The sequence below is a fragment of the Pseudomonas sp. B21-036 genome (assembly GCF_024748925.1).
Lineage (GTDB): Bacteria > Pseudomonadota > Gammaproteobacteria > Pseudomonadales > Pseudomonadaceae > Aquipseudomonas > Aquipseudomonas palmensis.
Window position 1 is genome coordinate 4,811,883 of sequence record NZ_CP087178.1, and the last position, 20,677, is coordinate 4,832,559.

At 63.9% G+C, this 20,677-nt stretch carries 12 protein-coding genes; 11 read left to right on the forward strand and 1 reads right to left on the reverse strand.

Annotation, left to right across the window (positions count from 1 at the left end):
* The 10 genes from LOY33_RS21895 (at position 1) to LOY33_RS21940 (ending at position 14,760) form a co-directional block, all read left to right on the forward strand.
* Entirely contained in the window at positions 1-1,437 is a 1,437-nt protein-coding gene (locus tag LOY33_RS21895; RefSeq protein WP_043863805.1) for a sigma-54 dependent transcriptional regulator, read from the forward strand.
* Between the two features lie 697 nt (positions 1,438-2,134).
* Positions 2,135-3,520, forward strand: coding sequence for a polynucleotide adenylyltransferase PcnB (locus tag LOY33_RS21900; protein WP_043863806.1), 1,386 nt, complete (start codon positions 2,135-2,137; stop codon positions 3,518-3,520).
* A gap of 6 nt (positions 3,521-3,526) precedes the next feature.
* Complete coding sequence (gene folK / locus LOY33_RS21905; RefSeq protein WP_258660067.1) at positions 3,527-4,003, forward strand: 2-amino-4-hydroxy-6-hydroxymethyldihydropteridine diphosphokinase; 477 nt, start codon at positions 3,527-3,529, stop codon at positions 4,001-4,003.
* A gap of 250 nt (positions 4,004-4,253) precedes the next feature.
* Positions 4,254-5,054 carry a 3-methyl-2-oxobutanoate hydroxymethyltransferase gene (gene panB, locus LOY33_RS21910; protein ID WP_043863808.1) on the forward strand — a complete coding sequence of 267 codons (801 nt, stop codon included), beginning with the start codon at positions 4,254-4,256 and terminating at the stop codon, positions 5,052-5,054.
* A complete protein-coding gene (gene panC, locus LOY33_RS21915; protein WP_054916534.1) occupies positions 5,051-5,908 on the forward strand; it encodes a pantoate--beta-alanine ligase in 858 nt (285 codons plus the stop codon). The genes panB and panC overlap by 4 nt, the downstream gene beginning before the upstream one ends.
* A gap of 103 nt (positions 5,909-6,011) precedes the next feature.
* A complete protein-coding gene (gene pgi / locus LOY33_RS21920; RefSeq protein WP_088514000.1) occupies positions 6,012-7,676 on the forward strand; it encodes a glucose-6-phosphate isomerase in 1,665 nt (554 codons plus the stop codon).
* Positions 7,677-7,808: 132 nt separating this feature from the next.
* The gene (gene acs, locus LOY33_RS21925; RefSeq protein ID WP_255001675.1) at positions 7,809-9,743 is read left to right on the forward strand and encodes an acetate--CoA ligase; all 1,935 of its coding nucleotides are present in this window, start codon (positions 7,809-7,811) and stop codon (positions 9,741-9,743) included.
* 33 nt (positions 9,744-9,776) lie between these two features.
* On the forward strand, positions 9,777-10,646 hold the full coding sequence (locus LOY33_RS21930; protein WP_058540550.1) for an oxygenase MpaB family protein: 870 nt from the start codon (positions 9,777-9,779) through the stop codon (positions 10,644-10,646).
* A 59-nt stretch (positions 10,647-10,705) separates the two neighbouring features.
* On the forward strand, positions 10,706-11,722 hold the full coding sequence (locus LOY33_RS21935) for a class I SAM-dependent rRNA methyltransferase (RefSeq protein ID WP_258660075.1): 1,017 nt from the start codon (positions 10,706-10,708) through the stop codon (positions 11,720-11,722).
* Positions 11,723-11,823: 101 nt separating this feature from the next.
* Complete coding sequence (locus LOY33_RS21940; RefSeq protein WP_213606326.1) at positions 11,824-14,760, forward strand: DUF748 domain-containing protein; 2,937 nt, start codon at positions 11,824-11,826, stop codon at positions 14,758-14,760.
* Between the two features lie 137 nt (positions 14,761-14,897).
* Here LOY33_RS21940 and LOY33_RS21945 read toward each other — a convergent pair whose 3' ends face one another.
* Positions 14,898-15,248 (reverse strand): BON domain-containing protein, encoded by a 351-nt coding sequence (locus LOY33_RS21945; protein WP_258660078.1) that lies wholly within the window; start codon positions 15,246-15,248, stop codon positions 14,898-14,900.
* A 326-nt stretch (positions 15,249-15,574) separates the two neighbouring features.
* Here LOY33_RS21945 and LOY33_RS21950 point away from each other — a divergent pair, with 326 nt between their 5' ends.
* On the forward strand, positions 15,575-20,647 hold the full coding sequence (locus tag LOY33_RS21950) for a hypothetical protein (protein WP_258660079.1): 5,073 nt from the start codon (positions 15,575-15,577) through the stop codon (positions 20,645-20,647).
* The last annotated feature ends 30 nt before the right edge of the window (positions 20,648-20,677 follow it).

Here is a 20,677-nt window from a genome sequence, read left to right on the forward strand (position 1 = left end):
ATGCCGCATATTCTGATCGTCGAAGACGAAACCATCATCCGCTCGGCCTTGCGTCGCCTGCTCGAACGCAACCAGTACCAGGTCAGCGAAGCCGGCTCGGTACAGGAGGCCCAGGAACGCTTCAGCATTCCGAGCTTCGACCTGATTGTCAGCGACCTGCGCCTGCCCGGCGCACCGGGTACCGAGCTGATCAAGCTGGGCGAAGGCAAGCCGGTGCTGATCATGACCAGCTACGCCAGCCTGCGCTCGGCCGTCGACTCGATGAAGATGGGCGCAGTGGACTACATCGCCAAGCCCTTCGATCACGACGAGATGCTCCAGGCCGTCGCCCGCATCCTGCGTGACCGCCAGAACGCCCCCGCCGCCCCTGCCGAGCGCAGCAGCGCCGGCGCCAAGGCGGCCCCGGCGGACAAGCCGGGCAATGCCAATGGCGAAATCGGCATCATCGGCTCGTGCCCGCCGATGCAGGACCTGTACGGCAAGATCCGCAAGGTCGCGCCCACCGACTCCAATGTACTGATCCAGGGTGAATCGGGTACCGGCAAGGAGCTGGTGGCGCGCGCGCTGCACAACCTGTCACGCCGGGCCAAGGCGCCGATGATTTCGGTCAACTGCGCGGCGATTCCCGAAAGCCTGATCGAGTCCGAGCTGTTCGGTCACGAAAAGGGCGCGTTCACCGGCGCCAGCGCCGGCCGTGCCGGCCTGGTCGAAGCGGCCGACGGGGGTACGCTGTTTCTCGACGAGATCGGCGAACTGCCGCTCGAAGCCCAGGCCCGCCTGCTGCGCGTACTGCAGGAAGGCGAGATCCGACGGGTGGGCTCGGTGCAATCGCAAAAGGTCGATGTGCGCCTGATTGCCGCCACCCACCGCGACCTGAAGAACCTGGCCAAGGTCGGCCAGTTCCGCGAAGACCTTTACTATCGCCTGCACGTGATCGCCCTCAAGCTGCCCGCCCTGCGCGAGCGTGGCGCCGACGTCAACGAGATCGCCAATGCGTTCCTCGCCCGCCAGAGCGCACGCATCGGGCGCAACGACCTGAAGTTCGCCCATGACGCCGAACAGGCCATTCGTCATTACTCCTGGCCGGGCAACGTGCGAGAGCTGGAAAACGCTGTGGAGCGCGCGGTGATCCTGTGCGAAAGCCCGGAAATCTCTGCTGACCTGCTGGGCATCGACATCGAGCTGGCCGACCTGGAAGACGATGACGTGTTCGCCGGCCTGCCGTCTGCCGGCGGCGCCGCCAGCAACACCAGCCACGAACCGACCGAAGACCTGTCACTGGAAGACTACTTCCAGCACTTTGTACTCGAACACCAGGACCACATGACCGAGACCGAGCTGGCCCGCAAGCTCGGTGTCAGCCGCAAATGCCTGTGGGAACGTCGTCAGCGCCTGGGTATCCCGCGGCGCAAGAGCGGGGCCACCAGCGAAAGCTGAGCCAGCACGCGCACCGGTGTTACCGGCAGGTAACACCAGGGCGTGTGAAAAAAATGTTACCTCACGCTGATCACGTAACAGAAACCGGGGCATACGGTAACGAATCCCCGGTTTTTTTATGCCCGCCAAACGCCCCCAAAACCGCCTAACCCCTTGTTTTACTGGGGTTTGCAAAAGTTGGCACGGCACCTGCTATATGTTCGGTACAAGAACAATAACAAGCACTGCAAAAGACAATAAAAATAAGACGAATCGGCTCACGCACAATAAGAACAAGACGGCGGAGGCGCAGCTAACTGATTCTTTTGGAGAGGAGTTGTATTTGGGGCTTGCCCCACAACCAGGCAGAGAACAACAAAAACTGCACTCAAGCAGGGCCTGAACTGGTTGGATCGCATGATCACTGCAACCTCAGCGACCAAAGCAATCCGTTTGCTCTTGACTCCCGGTTAGGGAGAACACCCACAAGCCTTGCGGTTTTGTGGGTAGGGCACTCAACAAAAACAAGAAGCCCGGCAAAAGAACAATAAGAGCATGCAACTACTTCTTGGGGAGCTTCGGCTCCCCTTGTAGTTTCCGGCTTTCAGCCCGCCCGATGCACCCGCCTACACCATCCTTCGAGTAAATGCTAGAATCCCCGCCCATCATGCGGCCATTCTTCGTTTTTGGCCGAACATTCCTTCAAACAGTGCATCCCATGCTGAAGAAGTTGTTCCAGTCATTCCGTCCTACCGTGCGTGGCCAGCACCACATTCGCACCACGCCCGAAGTGATCAATAGCGGCCAGCATTCACTGCAACGTGGCCAGTTCAGCCGCCACGCGGTGAACATCGTCGAGCGCCTGCAGAACGCAGGCTACCAGGCCTACCTGGTCGGCGGTTGCGTTCGCGATCAACTCCTGGGCATTACCCCCAAGGACTTCGACGTCGCCACCAGTGCCACCCCCGAACAGGTCCGTGCAGAGTTTCGCAACGCCCGGATCATCGGCCGGCGGTTCAAGCTGGTGCATATCCATTTCGGTCGCGAAATCATCGAAGTCGCCACCTTCCGCGCCAACCATCCCGAGGTCGAGGAAGAGAACAGCCACACCTCTTCACGCAACGAGAGCGGGCGCATCCTGCGTGACAATGTATACGGCACCCTGGAAGAAGACGCGCAGCGCCGCGACTTCACCATCAATGCCCTGTACTACGATCCGGTCAGCGAGCGCATTCTCGATTACGCCAACGGCGTACACGATATCCGCAACCGTCTGATCCGCCTGATCGGCGACCCTGTGCAGCGCTACCAGGAAGACCCGGTACGTATGCTGCGGGCCGTGCGCTTCGCGGCCAAGCTCAACTTCGGTATCGAAAAGCACACCGTGCAGCCGATCCGCGAGCTGGCCCCGATGCTGCGCGAAATCCCTGCCGCACGCCTGTTCGAAGAAACCCTGAAGCTGTTCCTGTCCGGCTATGCGGCCGACACCTTCGAGATGCTGGTCGACCTGCAACTGTTCGACCCGCTGTTCCCGGCCAGTGCCCAGGCGCTGGAAGACCAGCCGACCTACACCCACACCCTGATCAGCCAGGCGCTGATCAACACCGACCTGCGCATCAAGCAAGGCAAGCCGGTCACCCCGGCCTTCCTGTTCGCCGCCATGCTCTGGCCGGCGCTGCCAGGGCGTGCCCTGCGCCTGCAGAGCCGTGGCATGCCGCCGATCCCGGCCTTGCAGGAAGCCGCCCACGAGCTGATCGCCGAACAGTGCCAGCGCATTGCGATCCCCAAGCGCTTCACGATGCCGATCCGCGAGATCTGGGACATGCAGGAGCGCCTGCCACGGCGCAGCGGCAAACGTGCCGACCTGCTGCTGGACAACCCGCGCTTTCGCGCCGGCTACGACTTCCTGCTGCTGCGCGAAAGCGCGGGCGAGGAAACCGACGGCCTGGGCCAATGGTGGACCGACTACCAGGACTGCAACGACAGCGAGCGCCGCGACATGATCCGTGACCTGGGCAGCCGCGACGACGGCGCCGGCGCGGGCCCGCGCAAACGCAAGCGCAGCCCGAGCAAGCGCAAGCGCGCCGACGGCGCAGGCGAGTAACGCCGCATGGTGCGTGCCTACATCGGCCTGGGCAGCAACCTGGCCGACCCGCAACAGCAACTGCGCAGCGCCCTCGAGGCGCTGGGCCGGTTGCCGGGTTCGCAACTGGCCGGTGTGTCGTCGTTCTACGCCAGCGACTCGCTGTCGCCTGGCCAGCCGCGCTACACCAACGCGGTTGCGGCGCTCGATACTTCGCTGGCGCCGCTGGCGCTGCTCGATGCCCTGCAGGCCATCGAGGCCGACCAGGGCCGCGAACGCAAGGAACGCTGGGGGCCTCGCACCCTGGACCTGGATATCCTGCTGTATGCCGATCAGGTGCTCGACGAGCCGCGCCTGAAGGTTCCCCACTACCACATGCACGCACGCCCGTTCGTGCTGTACCCCCTGGCAGAGCTGGTGCCCGGCAACTTCTGCCTGCCCGACCAGCGCCCCCTCGCGCGATTGCTGGCAGAATGCCCGTTCGTTGGCCTCGAGCGCCTGTAACCGGGCGCTCCCCCACGCGGTAACGCCCGTAACAGCGCCTTCGTAACAATGCGGTAACAGGGTAATTGACTTCAGTCTTCGTGCTCACGACTATAGGCGTCCCGCAGCGCCCCGGCGCCGCATAAGGCGTATATAGGCCTGGAACAGGGTTGTACTCCAAACACCACAATCGATGATGTGCTGTTCCAGTAGATGAATACACGCGTTGTACGCAGTCGTTTTTCACAGCGCCTGAACGAGGATTCCTTTCATGCCAGAAGTAACCCTGACCACCCTGCAAGGCCTCAAGGCCAAGGGCGAGAAAATAACCATGCTGACCTGCTATGACGCGACCTTTGCCAAGGTGGCGAGTCAGGCCGGCGTGGAAATATTGCTGGTGGGTGACTCCCTGGGCATGGTCCTGCAGGGCCATGACAGCACCTTGCCGGTGACCAACGCCGAAATGGCCTACCACACCGCCTGCGTCAAGCGCGGCAACCAGGGTGCGCTGATTCTGGCCGACCTGCCCTTCATGGCCTGCGCCACCACCGAGCAGGCCTTCGCCAATGCCGGCGCACTGATGCAGGCCGGCGCGCACATGGTCAAGGTCGAGGGCGCCGCCTGGCTGGCCGAGACCATTCGCCTGCTGGCCGAACGCGGCGTGCCGGTGTGTGCGCACATGGGCCTCACACCACAGACCGTGAACATCCTGGGCGGCTACAAGGTCCAGGGCCGCCAGGAGAACCAGGCACGGCAGATGCGCGCCGACGCCATCGCCCTGGAGCAGGCCGGCGCAGCCATGCTGCTGCTCGAATGTGTGCCCAGCGAGCTGGCGGCGGAAATCACCCAGGCCGTGACCATCCCGGTCATCGGTATCGGTGCCGGCAGCGCCACCGATGGCCAGGTACTGGTGATGCACGACATGCTCGGCCTGTCGCTCAGCGGCCGCGTGCCCAAGTTCGTGAAGAACTTCATGCTCGGCCAGCCCGACATTGCCGGTGCTTTCGGTGCCTACGTGCAAGCCGTCAAGGGCGTGACCTTCCCCGGCACCGAACATGGGTTCAGCGCATGAATACCGTCAAGACCATCCTTGAACTGCGCGCTGCGGTCGCCCGCGCACGCAGCGAGGGCAAGCGCATCGGCTTCGTGCCCACCATGGGCAACCTGCACAGCGGGCATGCCGCGCTGGTGACCAAGGCCGCGCAGCGGGCCGATTTCGTGGTGGCGAGCATCTTCGTCAACCCGCTGCAGTTCGGCGCCAACGAAGACCTCGACAAGTACCCGCGCACCCTCGCCGCCGACCAGGAAAAACTCCTGCAGGCCGGCTGCCACCTGCTGTTCACCCCCAACGTCGAAGAAATGTACCCCGATGGCATGGCGGCCCAGACCCTGGTCAGCGTGCCGCACCTGTCCGAAGGGCTGTGTGGCGCCAGCCGTCCCGGGCACTTCGAGGGTGTTGCCACGGTGGTCAGCAAGCTGTTCAACATGGTCCAGCCCGACCTGGCCGTGTTCGGCCAGAAGGACTTCCAGCAACTGGCGGTGATCCGCGCGCTGGTGCGCGACCTCAACCTGCCCATCCAGATCATCGGCGAGCCGACCGTGCGCGCCGAGGACGGCCTGGCCCTGTCGTCGCGCAACGGTTACCTGACCGACGCACAACGTGCCACTGCGCCCACGATCTACCGCACCCTGAGCCGGATCGCCCAGGCAATCGGCCAGGGCCGCCGTGACTTCGAGGTGCTGATCGCCGAAGGTCGGCAACAACTGGTGGAGGCCGGCTTCAAGCCCGACTACCTGGAAATCCGTCAGGCGCTGAACCTGCGCCCGGCAGCGGCGCACGACCGCGACCTGGTGATTCTGGTGGCAGCGGTACTGGGCGCCACGCGCCTGATCGACAACCTGCACCTGAACCTCGACGAACAGTGACAACGCACCCGGCCGGGCTGCCGGGCAATTAACCTGCCACACTGGAAACGGGCCCGTCTTTCCAGTGTCAAAGGCAGTTCACGTACCAAGGAAACCTGCAGCGATGGCGTACTACCGCACCCCCCACGATGTCACTACGCTGCCCGCGTGGCAGGCGCTCCAGCAACACCGCAGCGCCATGCAGGGCTTCAGCATGCGCGATGCGTTCAACGCCAACCCGCAGCGCTTCGAGCAGTTCAGCCTGAGCAGCTGCGGGCTGTTTCTGGACTATTCGAAAAACCTCATCGACCACCAGACCCGCGACCTGCTGGTGGGGCTGGCCAACGAAGTGGGCCTGCAGGACGCGATCAAGTCGCTGTTCGCCGGCGAAATCGTCAACGCCTCCGAAGGCCGCCCGGCACTGCATACCGCGCTGCGGCGCCCGGTGGGCGACAAGCTGAGCGTCAATGGCGTGAACATCATGCCCGACGTGCACAAGGTGCTGAATCAGGTCACCGAGCTGGTGGGGCGCATCCACGACGGCCTGTGGCGCGGCTATAGCGAAAAGCCGATCACCGACGTGGTCAACATCGGCATCGGCGGCTCGTTCCTCGGCCCGGAGCTGGTCTCCGAGGCCCTGCTGCCCTACGCCCAGCGCGGCGTGCGCTGCCACTACCTGGCCAATATCGACGGCAGCGAATTCCACGAGCTGTCGGCCAAGCTGCGTGCCGAGACCACGCTGTTCATCGTGTCGTCCAAATCCTTCAATACCCTGGAAACCCTGAAGAACGCCCAGGCGGCTCGGGTCTGGTACCTGGCCCAGGGTGGTTCGGAAGCCGAGCTGTACAAGCACTTCATCGCCGTATCGAGCAACAAGGCCGCTGCGGTGGCCTTCGGTATCCGTGAAGAGAACATCTTCCCGATGTGGGACTGGGTAGGCGGACGCTATTCGCTGTGGTCGGCCATCGGCCTGCCGATCGCCCTGGCCATCGGCACCGCCAACTTCAAGGAGCTGCTGTCGGGTGCCCACACCATGGACCAGCACTTCCAGACCGCACCGTTCGAGCAGAACATGCCGGTGCTGCTGGCCTTGCTGGGCGTGTGGTATGGCAACTTCTGGGGCGCCCAGAGCCACGCGATCCTGCCGTACGACCATTACCTGCGCAACATCACCAAGCACCTGCAGCAACTGGACATGGAGTCCAACGGCAAGAGCGTGCGCCAGGACGGCACCCCGGTCGACCACGACACCGGGCCGGTGATCTGGGGCGGCGTGGGCTGCAACGGCCAGCATGCCTATCACCAGTTGCTGCACCAGGGCACCCAGCTGATCCCGGCCGACTTCATCGTGCCGGTGGTGAGCTTCAACCCGGTGGCCGACCACCACCAGTGGCTGTACGCCAACTGCCTGTCCCAGAGCCAGGCGTTGATGCTCGGCAAGACCCGCGCCGAGGCCGAGGCCGAGCTGCGCGACAAGGGCATGGCCGAAGCCGAGGTACAGCGCCTGGCGCCGCACAAGGTGATCCCGGGCAACCGTCCGAGCAACACCCTGGTGGTCGAGCGTATCAGCCCGCGGCGCCTGGGCGCGCTGGTGGCGATGTACGAGCACAAGGTGTTCGTGCAGAGCGTGGTGTGGGGCATCAATGCCTTCGACCAGTGGGGTGTGGAGCTGGGCAAGGAACTGGGCAAGGGCGTGTACCAGCGCCTGACCGGCGGTATCGAAGAGCCGGCCGAAGATGCCTCGACCCAGGGCCTGATCAACTACTTCCGCGGGCGTCACCGGGGCTAAGGGCTACACTGTCGGGATGTTGTTATCCCCATCGCGGGCCAAGCCCGCTCCCACAGGTACGATGTACACCTCGTGGGAGCGGGCTTGGCCCGCGATGGGAGCGACACCTATCCAACAGGAAAGGGCCCCCCAATGTTCGATATCAGCGACTACCCCGAAGCCGATGCCGTCAGCAAGGCGGCACAACTCTCCCAGGCCGACTACCAGCGCCTGTATCGCCAGTCCGTAGACGATCCCGACACCTTCTGGGCCGAACAAGCCAGGCGCCTGGACTGGATCAGCCCCTGGTCGGCTGTTCAGCAGAGCGATCTGCGCACGGGCCAGGCAACCTGGTTCAAGGATGCCAAGCTCAACGTCAGCTACAACTGCCTGGACCGCCACCTGGCTCAGCGCGGCGACCAGCCGGCGATCATCTGGGAAGGCGACGACCCGCAGCAGTCCACCACCCTCACCTACCGCCAGGTTCATCAGCAGGTGTGCCGCCTGGCCAACGTGCTCAAGCAGCGCGGGGTGAAAAAGGGCGACCGGGTGTGCATCTACATGCCGATGATTCCCGAAGCTGCCTTCGCCATGCTGGCCTGTACCCGCATCGGCGCGATTCACTCGGTGGTGTTCGGCGGCTTTTCCCCCGACGCCCTGCGCGACCGCATCCTCGACGCCGACTGCCGCACGGTGATTACCGCCGACGAAGGCGTGCGCGGCGCCAGGAGCATTGGCCTGAAGAACAACGTCGACAAGGCCCTGCAAAGCTGCCCGGACGTCAGCAGCGTGGTGGTGGTACGCCGCACCGGCGGCCCGGTGGACTGGAACGAAGCCCGCGACCTCTGGTACCACGAGGCAATCAGCCAGGTGGGCGACGACTGCCCGCCCGAGCCGATGGATGCGGAAGACCCGCTGTTCATCCTCTACACCTCCGGCAGCACCGGCAAGCCCAAGGGCGTGCTGCACACCACCGCCGGCTACCTGCTGCAGGCCGCCCTGACGTTCAAGGTGGTGTTCGACTACCGCGACGGCGAGGTGTTCTGGTGCACCGCCGATGTCGGCTGGGTAACCGGCCACAGCTACATCGTCTACGGCCCGCTCGCCAACGGCGCCACCACCCTGATGTTCGAAGGCGTGCCCAACTACCCCGATGCCTCGCGCTTCTGGCAGGTGGTCGACAAGCACCAGGTGAACATCTTCTATACCGCCCCCACCGCTCTGCGGGCACTGATGCGCGAAGGTTCGGCGCCGCTCGACGGTACCTCGCGCAAGAGCCTGCGCCTGCTGGGCAGCGTGGGCGAGCCGATCAACCCGGAAGCCTGGGAATGGTACTTCGAGAAGGTCGGTGAGAAGCGCTGCCCGATCGTCGACACCTGGTGGCAGACCGAGACCGGCGGCATCATGCTCAGCCCGCTGGTCAGCGCCCGCCACATCAAGCCCGGTTGTGCCACCCGTCCGCTGTTCGGCGTGCAGCCGGTGCTGCTGGACGACAAGGGCGCGCTGATCGAGGGCCCCGGCAGCGGGCTGCTGGCGATCAAGGCCAGTTGGCCGGGGCAGATCCGCAGCGTATACGGCGATCATCAGCGCATGATCGACACCTACTTCAAACCCCTGCCGGGCTACTACTTCACCGGCGACGGCGCGCGCCGCGATGCCGATGGCGACCTGTGGATAACCGGGCGCATCGACGACGTGATCAACGTGTCCGGGCACCGCATCGGCACTGCCGAGGTGGAAAGTGCCCTGGTGCTGCACGACAGCATCGCCGAAGCCGCCGTGGTCGGGTACCCTCACGACCTGAAGGGCCAGGGCATCTATGCCTTCGTCACGCCCATGAACGGCGTGACCCCGGACGACCACCTCAAGCAGGCACTGCTGGCGCTGGTCAGCAAGGAGATCGGCAGCTTTGCCAAACCCGAGCTGATCCAGTGGGCGCCAGCACTGCCCAAGACCCGCTCGGGCAAGATCATGCGCCGCATCCTGCGCAAGATCGCCTGCAACGAGCTGGACAACCTGGGCGACACCTCGACCCTGGCCGACCCGAGCGTGGTCCAAGGCCTGATCGACAAACGCCTGAATCAATGAACGGCACCGCGGCGACGGTGCCTCAAGGTACCCATGGAAGCGCTACGCCGCCGTATCGAAACACAGTTGCTGAGCCTCACGGGCCTGGCCCTGGGCCAACTCGACCTCGAACAGCCCAAGGGCGACCCCGGGCTGTTCGGTCCGCGCAGCATCAGCTGGCAGGTGCACGGGGATTTCCCCAGCATGCTCATCGGCGGTATCAGCGCCTTGCTGCTGCAGGTGCTGCACCCGCTGGCCCTGGCCGGGGTGTGGGACCACTCCAGCTTTCGCCAGGACATCATCGGCCGCCTGCGCCGCACCAGCCAGTTCATCTCCGGCACCACCTTCGGCTCCACCCGCGACGCCGAATGGCTGATCGACAAGGTACGCACCATTCACCTGCAGGTGGTGGGGACCGCGGCCGATGGCCGCCCGTATGCCGCCAGTGACCCGGACCTGCTGACCTGGGTGCACGTGGCCGAAGTCAGCAGCTTCATGGCCGCGCACCTGCGCTACCGCAACCCGCACCTCTCGCTGGCCGACCAGGACGCCTACTACGCCGAGATCGCCCTGGTGGCCGAACGCCTGGGGGCTCGCAACGTGCCGCGTTCGCGCCAGGCGGTGGCGCACTACCTGCAAGCCATGCGCCCGCAACTGGTATGCGACGAGCGCAGCCGCGAAGTGGTGCGTGTGTTGCTGGAGGCCCCGGCGCCGAGCCGCCTGGCCAAACCGGTGGCCAACCTGATGATGCAGGCGGGGATCAACCTGCTGCCCGATTGGGCCGGCGAACTGCTCGAGCGCACGCCGCACCCGCTCAAGCGGCGGCTGGTAGGCCTGGGCATCGACAGCACGGCGCCGGTGCTGCGCTGGGCCATGCGTGACAGTTCGCTGCACCGGGCCAGGCGGCGAGTGGGCTGCGCCTGAACAGGTGCAAGGCACCCGCCTGCTGTTAAACTGCACGCCCGCAAACCAAGGCTACGTGCATGTCCTCCTTGAATCAGGCGCTGCGCGCCGCCCTCGACGCCCGCCAGCAGCTTCTCAGTGAGCTGCACGCCCAGGGCACCGACTGTTACCGGTTGTTCCACGGCAGCCAGGAAGGCGCGGGCGGACTGACCGTCGACCGCTATGGCCCGCAGTTGCTGGTACAGAGCTTTCACCACACCCTCGAGCGCGATGCCCTGCTGGACCTGCATGCGCACATCGAGCGCGAACTGGGCCTGCCACTGCTGCTGGTGTACAACGACCGCTCCCAGGGCAACAGCCGCATCGACCGGCGCGACCCGGTCTACCAGCCCAGCGAGGCCGCGCTGGCCGACCTGGTCGGTCACGAGTGGGGCCTGAACTACCGCGTGCGCGGTCGCCATGCCGGCCAGGACCCGCTGTTGTTTCTGGACCTGCGCAATGCCCGTGGCTGGGTCAAGCAACACAGTGCCGGCAAACGCGTGCTCAACCTGTTCGCCTATACCTGCGGGGTAGGCCTGAGCGCTGCCGCCGGTGGTGCCAGCGCGGTGTGCAACCTGGATTTCGCCGAAGGCAACCTGGCCGTTGGCCGCGAGAACGGCGCACTCAACCCGCAACTGGCGCCCATGGAGTTCATCCAGTCCGACTATTTTCCGGCCATTCGCCAGCTGGCAGGCCTGCCGGTCAGCCAGCGTCGCGGGCACAAGCTGCCGGCCTACCCGCGCCTGGAGCCGCGCGAGTTCGACCTGGTACTGCTCGACCCGCCTGCCTGGGCCAAGAGCGCGTTCGGCACCGTCGACCTGCTGCGTGATTACCAGAGCCTGCTCAAGCCCGCCCTGCTGAGCACGGCCGAAGGCGGCGTGCTGATCTGCTGCAACAACCTGGCCAAGGTCGGCCTCAACGACTGGCGCGAGCAGGTGCTGCGTTGCGCACAGAAGATCGGCCGCCCGGTGCGGGAATGGCAGGTTCTCAAGCCGGCAGACGACTTCCCGTCACTGGACGGACAGCCGCCCCTGAAGTGCTTGATCCTGCAGCTGTAAGTGGAAAAAACCGCAGGTGGTCCGGTATTTCGGACTACCTTCGGAACCGAATTAACGTGCCATACTCCAAGCACTCCCGCTCTAGACAGACGACGCCGCACATGCCCAAAGGATTGAAACGCGCCCTCGGCGCCTTGTTGGCCGGCCTGGCCCTGTACAGCCTCCTCGGTTTCCTGATCCTGCCTGGCGTAGCCTTGCGCATCGCCAATCAGCAGTTGGCCAGTTACGCCACCGTGCCGGCGCACATCCAGCGTATCGAGCTCAATCCGTTCAGCCTCGAGCTGACGCTATGGGGCTTGCAGATCGGCGAGACCGGCAAGGAGCAGGTCGGCTTCGAACGCCTCTACGCCAACCTGCAGCTCGACAGCCTGTGGTCCGGTGCCCTGCACCTGGCAGCCGTCGAGCTGGACAAGCCGCGCACCGAGCTGCTGTTCGCCAAGGACGGCAGCCTGAACCTGACCCAGCTGTTCAAGCTGCCGCCCAGCGAGCCCAAGCCCGAGACGCCGGCAAGCGAACCGTTCCCGCTGCGCATCGGCAGCATCAAGCTGAGCGAGGGCTACCTGCACTTCCAGGACCTGCGCCCGAGCGAGCCGATCGAGTTCCTCTACGACTCGATGAACCTGGAGCTGAAGAACCTCAGCACCCTGCCCGACGACAATGCCGACATGACCCTGGTGGCCGCCGGGCCAGAGGGCGGGCGCATCGACTGGGCCGGCACCATCAGCCTGGTACCGATCGCCTCCGAAGGCACCCTCAAGGTCACCGACGGCAAGATGAAGGTGTGGTGGCCGTACGTGCGCGACGCCCTGCCGCTGGTGCTTGAAGACGGCGTGCTCAACCTGGACACCCATTACAAGCTCAACCTGTCGAAGGAAACCGAGCTGCTGCTGGACAACGCCTCGCTCAGCATCGCCCCCTTCGCGATCAAGGCCCCGGACGGTCGCCCGCTGGCCCGCCTGGCCCGACTGGACGTGAGTGAAACCACGGTCGACCTGGCCAAACAGCTGGTCACGGTCGGCAAGATCCGCAGTGAAAAGCTGGAAACCTGGGCTGCCCTGGAAGCCGACGGCCAGCTCGACTGGCAAAAACTCTTCGCCAGCCAGCCTGCCAAGGCCACCCCCAAGGAAAAGGCCGAGCCGGCCACTGCCGGGGCCGCGCCGCAGGAAGCCAGCGCCAAGGCCGCGCCCGGCAAGCCGTGGCAGGTGCTGCTGCGCGACGTGCAACTGCGCAACTACCAGGTTCATCTGGCCGATCGCTCGCAGAAAGAAGCGGTGGCGCTGGATGTCGGACCGCTCAACCTCGACCTGCAGAACTTCGACAGCCTCAACAAGAGCCCCTTCACCCTCAAGCTCGACAGCGGCGTCGGCCGCCAGGGCAAGCTGCAGGCATCGGGTGAGGTCAACCTGGCACCGGTCAGCGCCCGGCTCAAGGTCAGCACACAGGACATCGACCTGCGGGTCGCCCAGGCCTACATCAGCCCGTTCATTCGCCTGGAGCTGCGCAGCGGCATGCTCGGCAGCGACCTGAACGTGGACCTGAAGAACACCGCCCCGCTGGCGTTCAGCGTCACCGGCAAGGCGCAGGTCAATCAGTTGCATACCCTGGACACCATCAAGGGCCGTGACTTCGTCAAATGGCAGCAACTGAACGTGGACGGCCTGGACTATCGCCACGGCGATGCGTTGAGCATTGCCAAGGTGACCCTGCAGCAGCCCTATGCCCGCTTCATGATCAACGAAGACCGCACCACCAGCGTGGATGACCTGCTGATTCCGCAGCCGACCAACGGCGCCGCCAAGCCCCAGGGCAAGCCCCCGGCCAGCAATGAAAAGCCCTTGGGTATCCGTATCGGTGGCATCGACATCAACGATGGCTCGGCCAACTTCGCCGACTTCAGCCTGACGCCCAACTTCGCCACCGCCATCCAGCAGCTCAACGGCCAGATCGGCACCATCGACAACCGCCAGCCACACCCGGCCAAGGTCGATATCAAGGGCAAGGTGGACCGTTATGCGCCCGTCACCATCAAGGGCGCGCTCAACCCGTTCGACCCGATGGCCAGCCTGGACATCGCCACCAGCTTCAAGCGTGTCGAGCTGACGACCCTGACGCCGTACTCGGGCAAGTTCGCCGGCTACCGGATTCGCAAGGGCCGCCTGAACCTGGACCTGCACTACCTGATCACCAAGGGCCAGCTCAAGGCCGAGAACAAGGTGGTGGTCGAGCAGTTGCAACTGGGTGAGAAGGTCGACAGCCCCGACGCCGTCAACCTGCCGATTCGCCTGGCGATCGCGCTGCTCAAGGACACCGAGGGCAAGATCTCCATCGAGCTGCCGGTGTCGGGCGACCTCAACAACCCGCAGTTCAGCGTAATGCCGATCGTGTGGCAGACCCTGCGCAACCTGGTGCTGCGCGCCGCCCAGGCGCCGTTCAAGTTCATCGGCGGGCTGGTCAGTGGTGGCGGTTCCGAAGACCTGGGCACCGTGTCCTTCGCCCCCGGCTCAAGCGAGCTGAGCAGCGATGCCCAGGGCTCGCTGGACAAGCTGGCGGCAGCACTCAAGGAACGCCCTGCCCTGCGCCTGGAAATCGAAGGCACCAGCGCCCAGAGCAGCGACGGGCCACTGATTGCCGCACAGCGTCTGGATCGTGAGTACCAGAGCACCTACTACAAGATCCTTCAGCGTCGCGGCGACAAGGTGCCGGCACAGGCCTCGCAACTGCAGGTGCCCGATGGCGACAAGCCGGCCATGCTCGAGGGCATCTACCGTACCCGTCTCAAGCAGCAGCCACCGGCCGAGTGGGAGCAGCTGGACCGTGCACAGCGTACTGCCAAGCTGCAGGAAGCGGTGATCAAGTCGTGGGCCGAGAGCACCGTGCTGCTGCGTCAGCTCGGTCAGGCACGCGCCAGCAGCATCAAGGACTACCTGGTCGACAAGGGTCAGTTGCAAGACGACCGGGTGTACTTCATCGACGCCACGCTGGGCCAGGCCGAAGCGGATGGCCGGGTGATCTCGCCCCTGCACCTGGACGCCGAGTAGGGCTGGCGGGGAGCACTGGCGCCAGGCCGGTGTTCCAGCGCTCAAAGAAAAGCCCCGGCTGACTGCGCCGGGGCTTTAGGGTTGGCCACCTCCGTGTGGCCTTTCGCATGAACCGTCAGGATCAGCGAGCGAAACGCTTACTCAGCTTTCAGGCCATCAGCCGAAACGGCTTTCACGCCCTTGATTTTCTTGGCGATGTTCACCGCAGTGGTTTTCTGCGCTTCGGTGATCGCGGTGGTCGAGGACAGGGAAACCACACCTTTGTTGGTTTCGACCTTGATGTCGGTACCCGGAATGCCTTTCTCGGTGACCAGGTCGGCTTTGACCTTGGTGGTGATCCAGGTATCGGAAGTTTCTTCTTTGGCCTTGGTCATTTCACCAGCAGCCAGCATCATCGGTGCTTGCGATGCAGGTTGGGCTGCAAAGGCGGCGTTAGCCATGGTCAGGGTCAGCGCGGTGGCAGTAGCAGCAATAGCGAACTTCTTCATACGAGACACTCCTGTTTTTCGAAAGGTCTGCGCCGTCATTCCTGGCAGCAGGTAACAGGGATAGTGCAGAAGCTGTGCCAACCCGAATAAAAAATAAAACCTTTAAAAATCAACAGCTTAAAAATCACCAAAAAATAGCCCATCGTGCACATTGCATGCTTTGCGATGGATGCGCGTGCAAGTTGCATGTTCACAAAATACCGCCGCACCCATGCCCGGGAATCCAACGGGCGTTGCAATATGTACCACTGCCTGCAACAGGGCACCCTCTAACGTGGCAGGCGTCGTGAGCCGGATGAACCGGGTCCCCCGCTGCAGGAAACGCCATGATCGTGATGCCCTACTTTGAGCCCGGCACCTTGCGCGCAGGCTTCAACACCGCGCTGGAGACCGCACAGCGCGACCTGAGCCTGAGCATCATCGAAGCGCGGTGGCTGCGCCGCCTGGCCGATCAAACGTCCCTGCCGGCGAGCATGCGGGTGGAGGTGACAGGCAACCTGCAGCCACTGTCTGCCAATTGCCTGGTCATTCATCAGCGCGACCCACTGCTTGAGGCGACCTACCTGTACAGCCCATTGCATGGCGTACAAGGCTTCAACACGCTGCAACAACTTGAAAGTGCCCTGCAGGCCCAGCTGACTCACCTGGGCGTGCCGAGCGAACCGCTGCAGTTCGTGAACCTGAGCGATGCCGTGTTCACCCGGTGGTCACACCACCTGATGCAACAGCAAATCGATCTGCTGCGGGGGCAATCCAGCGGGCTGGCCAAACTGCCCACCCTGGCCGGTGTTCTCGACAGTTGCTTGAGCACAGCCTTCTCGACGCTGCTGGAGGGCGTCGACGACATCGCGCAGCAACGGGTCCAGGTCATTGCCAGTAACGCCAGCGTGGTGCGCACGCAGGCCCTGGCCGATGTTGCACTGGACGCGTTCAGCGGCCAGCCACTGGGCATCGACCTGAAGCGCCGCTTCGTACGCGATGGCACCGCAACGCACGACACGCCCGACCCGCTCGCCTGCGAGCAGGCCCTTGCCAGCACTGCCAAGGCCGTTCCGGGGGCCTTTGCACAGGCCCTGCAAAGCTATTGGAGCAGTGTCGACAACGACGTGGGCAGCGATAACCGCGAAGCCCTGGCTCTTGGCCTTGCCGACAACTACTGTCGTACGCTGTTGCGAGCGGCCAATGAACAACGCATCGACACCCCTCAGCTGCAATGGCTGCGTGAAGCGCTGATCCCCGACCTGGGCGCCTTGCGGGTGTGTAGCCTGGCGTTGGTGCCAGCGGCTCAGGACATGGGTAGGACGGTGCTGCTGGCCGACAGCCTGGCCCTGCAGCAACCGACCGATACCAGCAAGGGTGTGTTCCTGTTCAGCACACGAACCGGGTTTCAACACTTCGCCGATCAGGCCGCCCTTGAACGGCATTGCCAGGCCCTGCTCACACAACCTGCTTGCCCCGCCTCGATCAGCCGCGATGACTGGGAGCAGTTGCAAACCAGCGCGACGCCTGTGGTCAGGCTGGTCGAGGTCGGCCAACCGATGTTCCTCGCACTTGCTGATGCGCTGATCGCACTGGTCAACCGGCGTCTTGCCCACGCACTACGCTTCCCCGGTGCCCAGAGCAGCACGGCCATGGCCGGGGTCGAAGATGCACTGGACATGCGCGCGCTGGTGGACAGGCGCCTGACCCACCTCGGGGTCAACGGTCGATGGCTGCCCGATGCACAGCCAGCAGTCGCCATGAGGCTGCCCGTGCCACCCAGCCAGAGCGTTACGCTGGTGGAGCGCCTCACCCGTGCCAGGGCACTGCATCAGCTGTTTCAATCCCTGGCCACCGCCCAGCCGAAGGTGCAGTCCTGTGTTCTGGACATGCTTGCCCCCAGCCTCGACGCCATCAGCGACGGCCAGTTGCACCCCTTGGACATCCAGCTCAAATGGGCAGAAAAAACTGGCACGGTGGTCGACAGGTTTCTCGAACAGCTGGGCGAAACAGGCAACCAGCACGCGCCGCAGGATCAGGTGCAGGTGCAGGTGCAGGACCGGCAAGGCTTGCCACTGTCGTGGCCGTCGGCACCCGTGATCCGGCAACAGATCGACACCCTTAAAGCGGGCTTTGCCTCGACCTACCTTGAACAACTCGAGGCGTTCGACACGGGTCGGTTGCGCCTGAAGGACAGTGTGGTGTCCCCGCTCACGAGCATGCGCAGCTTGTACGAAGCGCTGCTGCGCATCGAACTGGAGCAAGCCCGCGAGAACGGCGTGATCGATGACGCGCTGCTCGACCTGCTGCAGCAAGCATTGGACCGGCCGGGGCACAGTGCCATTCGCCTGCACAGCCTGAGCTTGTCGGTACCCGGCAAGGCCGGGCTGCTGCCACTGGCCGATGCATTCGTGCTGCAGCGGGCAACGGCCGACAATGACAGCCTGTTGCTCTGGTCACCGCTGGAGCCACTGAGTCAATTCAGCAGCGAAGCAGCCTTGCGCTCTGAAATGACCGGCGCATTCGACGATCCGGAGAAGCTTCATCAGTGGCTGAGCCTGGTGAACGCCGAAGACCTGCGCAACTGGCACACCCTGGCGCAGCTTCCAGGTGCCAGTCAGCCCAGCGTACGCCTCATCGAACAAAGCGAGCTGTTCGCGTTTGTTGAACACAGTGCGGCACGCTTTCGTGCTGCAACCCGGCGTTACTACCTGGGTTATGCCCTGCGCAGCAGGCTCGGCACATCATTGCTGCAACGCTTCATCGATAACCAGGCCGCCAGGCACCCGTTCGAAGGGGCCTTGCAGCGGGTACGCGACAGTCTCGAGGGTCAGTATTTGCGCACCCTTCTACCGGCATGGCTATGCAACGCGACACCGCAGCAAATGAAAAACTACGCGCAACTGGTGCAGGCCTGCGCCCGTGTCAGCAACCCCAAGTTCAACTACCTGTTCTCGATCCCAACGCTCAACGACTTCGCCAATCAGCAGCTCAAGGCAGGGCTCGCCCAGGATTACCCGAGCGCACCGGACGATCCCGACCTGATTACCGTCACCTTCACGCACTTCACCCCCAACCCGGTAATGCCCGGCCAGACGCCCTCGCCGATTTCCTCGGACCTGGCCACCACCACCAAGACACTGAGCGAGTACGCCCTGACCCACAGCCGGTTGACCGGCACAGCGACAAGCATGAAGGTCAGCGTCACGCGACCAGGCATGGCACCTGAAGCGCTGGAAGCGGCCACCATCCGCAACATGATCGACCGGCTCGACGTGGCCAGTGCATACCGTGCCCTGCTCGAGAAGAAGTTCACCCCGCAGGATCCCGACTACCTCGAACGCCGTCATCGCTACACGCTGGTATCCACCGCCTACCTGATGGAAGAGGGGTATCAGCATTTTCTGGACAACAAACTATCGGCCAAGGCGCTTTACTACTTTTCCCATGTGCTGGCCAAGCCGGATGCCCTCGCCCGCGACCTGGTCGAGGGCAGGAAGATCACCCTGTGCCAATTGCAGCTACGGGCCGAGCAAGGGTTCGCCCCCGATACCGTGAGGGGCATGTATGTGATCGGACCGCAGGGCGAAAAGGACGGGCCCCTGGTGTTGTACTGCGCCTACCGGCCACACAAGATGTTGCTCGAGTTCAAGGACCAGGGCGCACTGCGCAGTGCCATCCTCTCGGACCCAGAGCTGCAACGAGATATTCTGAACCGGCTTCCCGACACGGTGCAGTCGCGATACGACCACAACGGCTTTCTTCACCCCCACCTGTTCTGGTCCTCATCGGACCTGTTCGATTTCTCGCCCACCCCCGGTGCGGTTCAACTGGTGCGCAGCGAGATCGAAGGCAATGCCCTTGACTACCTGTTCACCGAGAACGTGGCATTCCTGCGGGCACTGACCAAGGCACGCACGGTAACTACCGCCGAGGAATACTGGAATGTGCTGCGCTATGTAATGGGCCTTGCCATCGAGCAGAGTTCGTTTTTCCTGCCTGGAAAGCTGGCAGCCATGCTCAGCTCGCTACAGAGTGTCCAGTGGTTGCAGGCATCCGGTAACGCCGCTTTGCAGCACAACTGGGGCGAATCGCTTGCGGAGTTCGTCACCGCCCTGAGTGGCCTGGTCATGATGCGCCCAGGTGGCTCGAGCGTGAGCAGGAAGACCCCTGACGAGCCTTCACCCGTCACGCCTGCACTGGAACTGGACCCTGCCTGGAACGAGGTACTGCTCAACCCCCTGGTACCCAACCGGCTGAGTGACCTGCAGGCGCAGAACGTGCAACTCAAGGACATGGTCCGCAACACCACCCTGGGGCTTTATTTCGCCCCGGGTACCGAGCGTTTCTACTGCGTGATCGCGGGCCACGTCTATGAAGTGGCCAAGCCAGCACAGCAGTGGCAGATCATCAAGCAGGGCCGACTCGGGCCCACGCTGCAAAGAACGGGAAATCAGTGGCAGGTTGATCTGCAGGAAGGCTTGCGTGGCGGCGGTGCGGCCTACAGCAGTTTCGAAACGGCCCTGGCCGACGAAGACATATCCCTGCGCTACACCACGCTGGCTTCGGGAATGAAGAACATTGCCGCGCTCCAGCCGACCAAGTACCAGATGCTACTGCGTGCCCATGCCTTGAGCCGCCACTATCTGGACACCTGCCTGAAGAACCTCAACCTGTCTTCGCCCCAGGCGCCCCTGCCGCCCGAAACACTGAGCATCTTGCAAAACGTGTTCGACCACCCTCCCTCAGACCAGACAGTACGCCTGCTGCGTGACTATACCCAGCGGATACTGGACGAGCTGTTGTCGGCCTCGATGGACACGGTCACCTCCAAACGCCTCGTGGTGGGCATGAACATGCCCGATCAGCGCGATACCTACGGTTTCACCTACCACAACGACCCCGGCAAGCGGATCTTTCTCACCGAGCGCGTGTTCACCCTGCCATGGGACGTTTCGATTTACGCAACGCCACCGGCCATCGAGCTGCTCGCCCACCAGCAAGCAACGACGCTGATGCACGAGCTGTCACACCAGGTACTTCGAACCGTGGATATCGCCTACGTGGAAGCCGCGGCCCCCTTCCCGGACCAGATCAGCCAGCACACGCGGGGCGGGCGTATCGCCTATCAGACGATCCTTGGCTACAAACAGAACGGGCTCTCGATCAACACCCCCGCCCAGGCGCTGTTCAGAACCTTCGACACCTCGAGCCAGACCTGGAGAGATATCAGGAAAAAGGATGGACGAGCCCTGCCCGCGATCTTTCGGCTAAGCAAGACAAACACCCTGGCAGCTGCACGCACTGCGTTCTACAGCGATCCGCAGGTACGCACCGACCTGATCCTGGCCAACGCCGACTCGCTGAGCCTGATCATCACCAACCTGGGGCGCAGGCGCTTTGCCGGCGCTGCCGGCTGAAAGCAAAAAAAATGCCCCGTATCCTGCGAT

Excerpts from the sequence above, each read along its gene's own strand:
- LOY33_RS21895 (WP_043863805.1), top strand. The coding sequence starts at position 1 with ATGCCGCATATTCTGATCGTCGAAGACGAAACCATCATCCGCTCGGCC.
- LOY33_RS21900 (WP_043863806.1), top strand. The coding sequence starts at position 2,135 with ATGCTGAAGAAGTTGTTCCAGTCATTCCGTCCTACCGTGCGTGGCCAG.
- folK (WP_258660067.1), top strand. The coding sequence starts at position 3,527 with ATGGTGCGTGCCTACATCGGCCTGGGCAGCAACCTGGCCGACCCGCAA.
- panB (WP_043863808.1), top strand. The coding sequence starts at position 4,254 with ATGCCAGAAGTAACCCTGACCACCCTGCAAGGCCTCAAGGCCAAGGGC.
- panC (WP_054916534.1), top strand. The coding sequence starts at position 5,051 with ATGAATACCGTCAAGACCATCCTTGAACTGCGCGCTGCGGTCGCCCGC.
- pgi (WP_088514000.1), top strand. The coding sequence starts at position 6,012 with ATGGCGTACTACCGCACCCCCCACGATGTCACTACGCTGCCCGCGTGG.
- acs (WP_255001675.1), top strand. The coding sequence starts at position 7,809 with ATGTTCGATATCAGCGACTACCCCGAAGCCGATGCCGTCAGCAAGGCG.
- LOY33_RS21930 (WP_058540550.1), top strand. The coding sequence starts at position 9,777 with ATGGAAGCGCTACGCCGCCGTATCGAAACACAGTTGCTGAGCCTCACG.
- LOY33_RS21935 (WP_258660075.1), top strand. The coding sequence starts at position 10,706 with ATGTCCTCCTTGAATCAGGCGCTGCGCGCCGCCCTCGACGCCCGCCAG.
- LOY33_RS21940 (WP_213606326.1), top strand. The coding sequence starts at position 11,824 with ATGCCCAAAGGATTGAAACGCGCCCTCGGCGCCTTGTTGGCCGGCCTG.
- LOY33_RS21945 (WP_258660078.1), bottom strand. The coding sequence starts at position 15,248 with ATGAAGAAGTTCGCTATTGCTGCTACTGCCACCGCGCTGACCCTGACC.
- LOY33_RS21950 (WP_258660079.1), top strand. The coding sequence starts at position 15,575 with ATGATCGTGATGCCCTACTTTGAGCCCGGCACCTTGCGCGCAGGCTTC.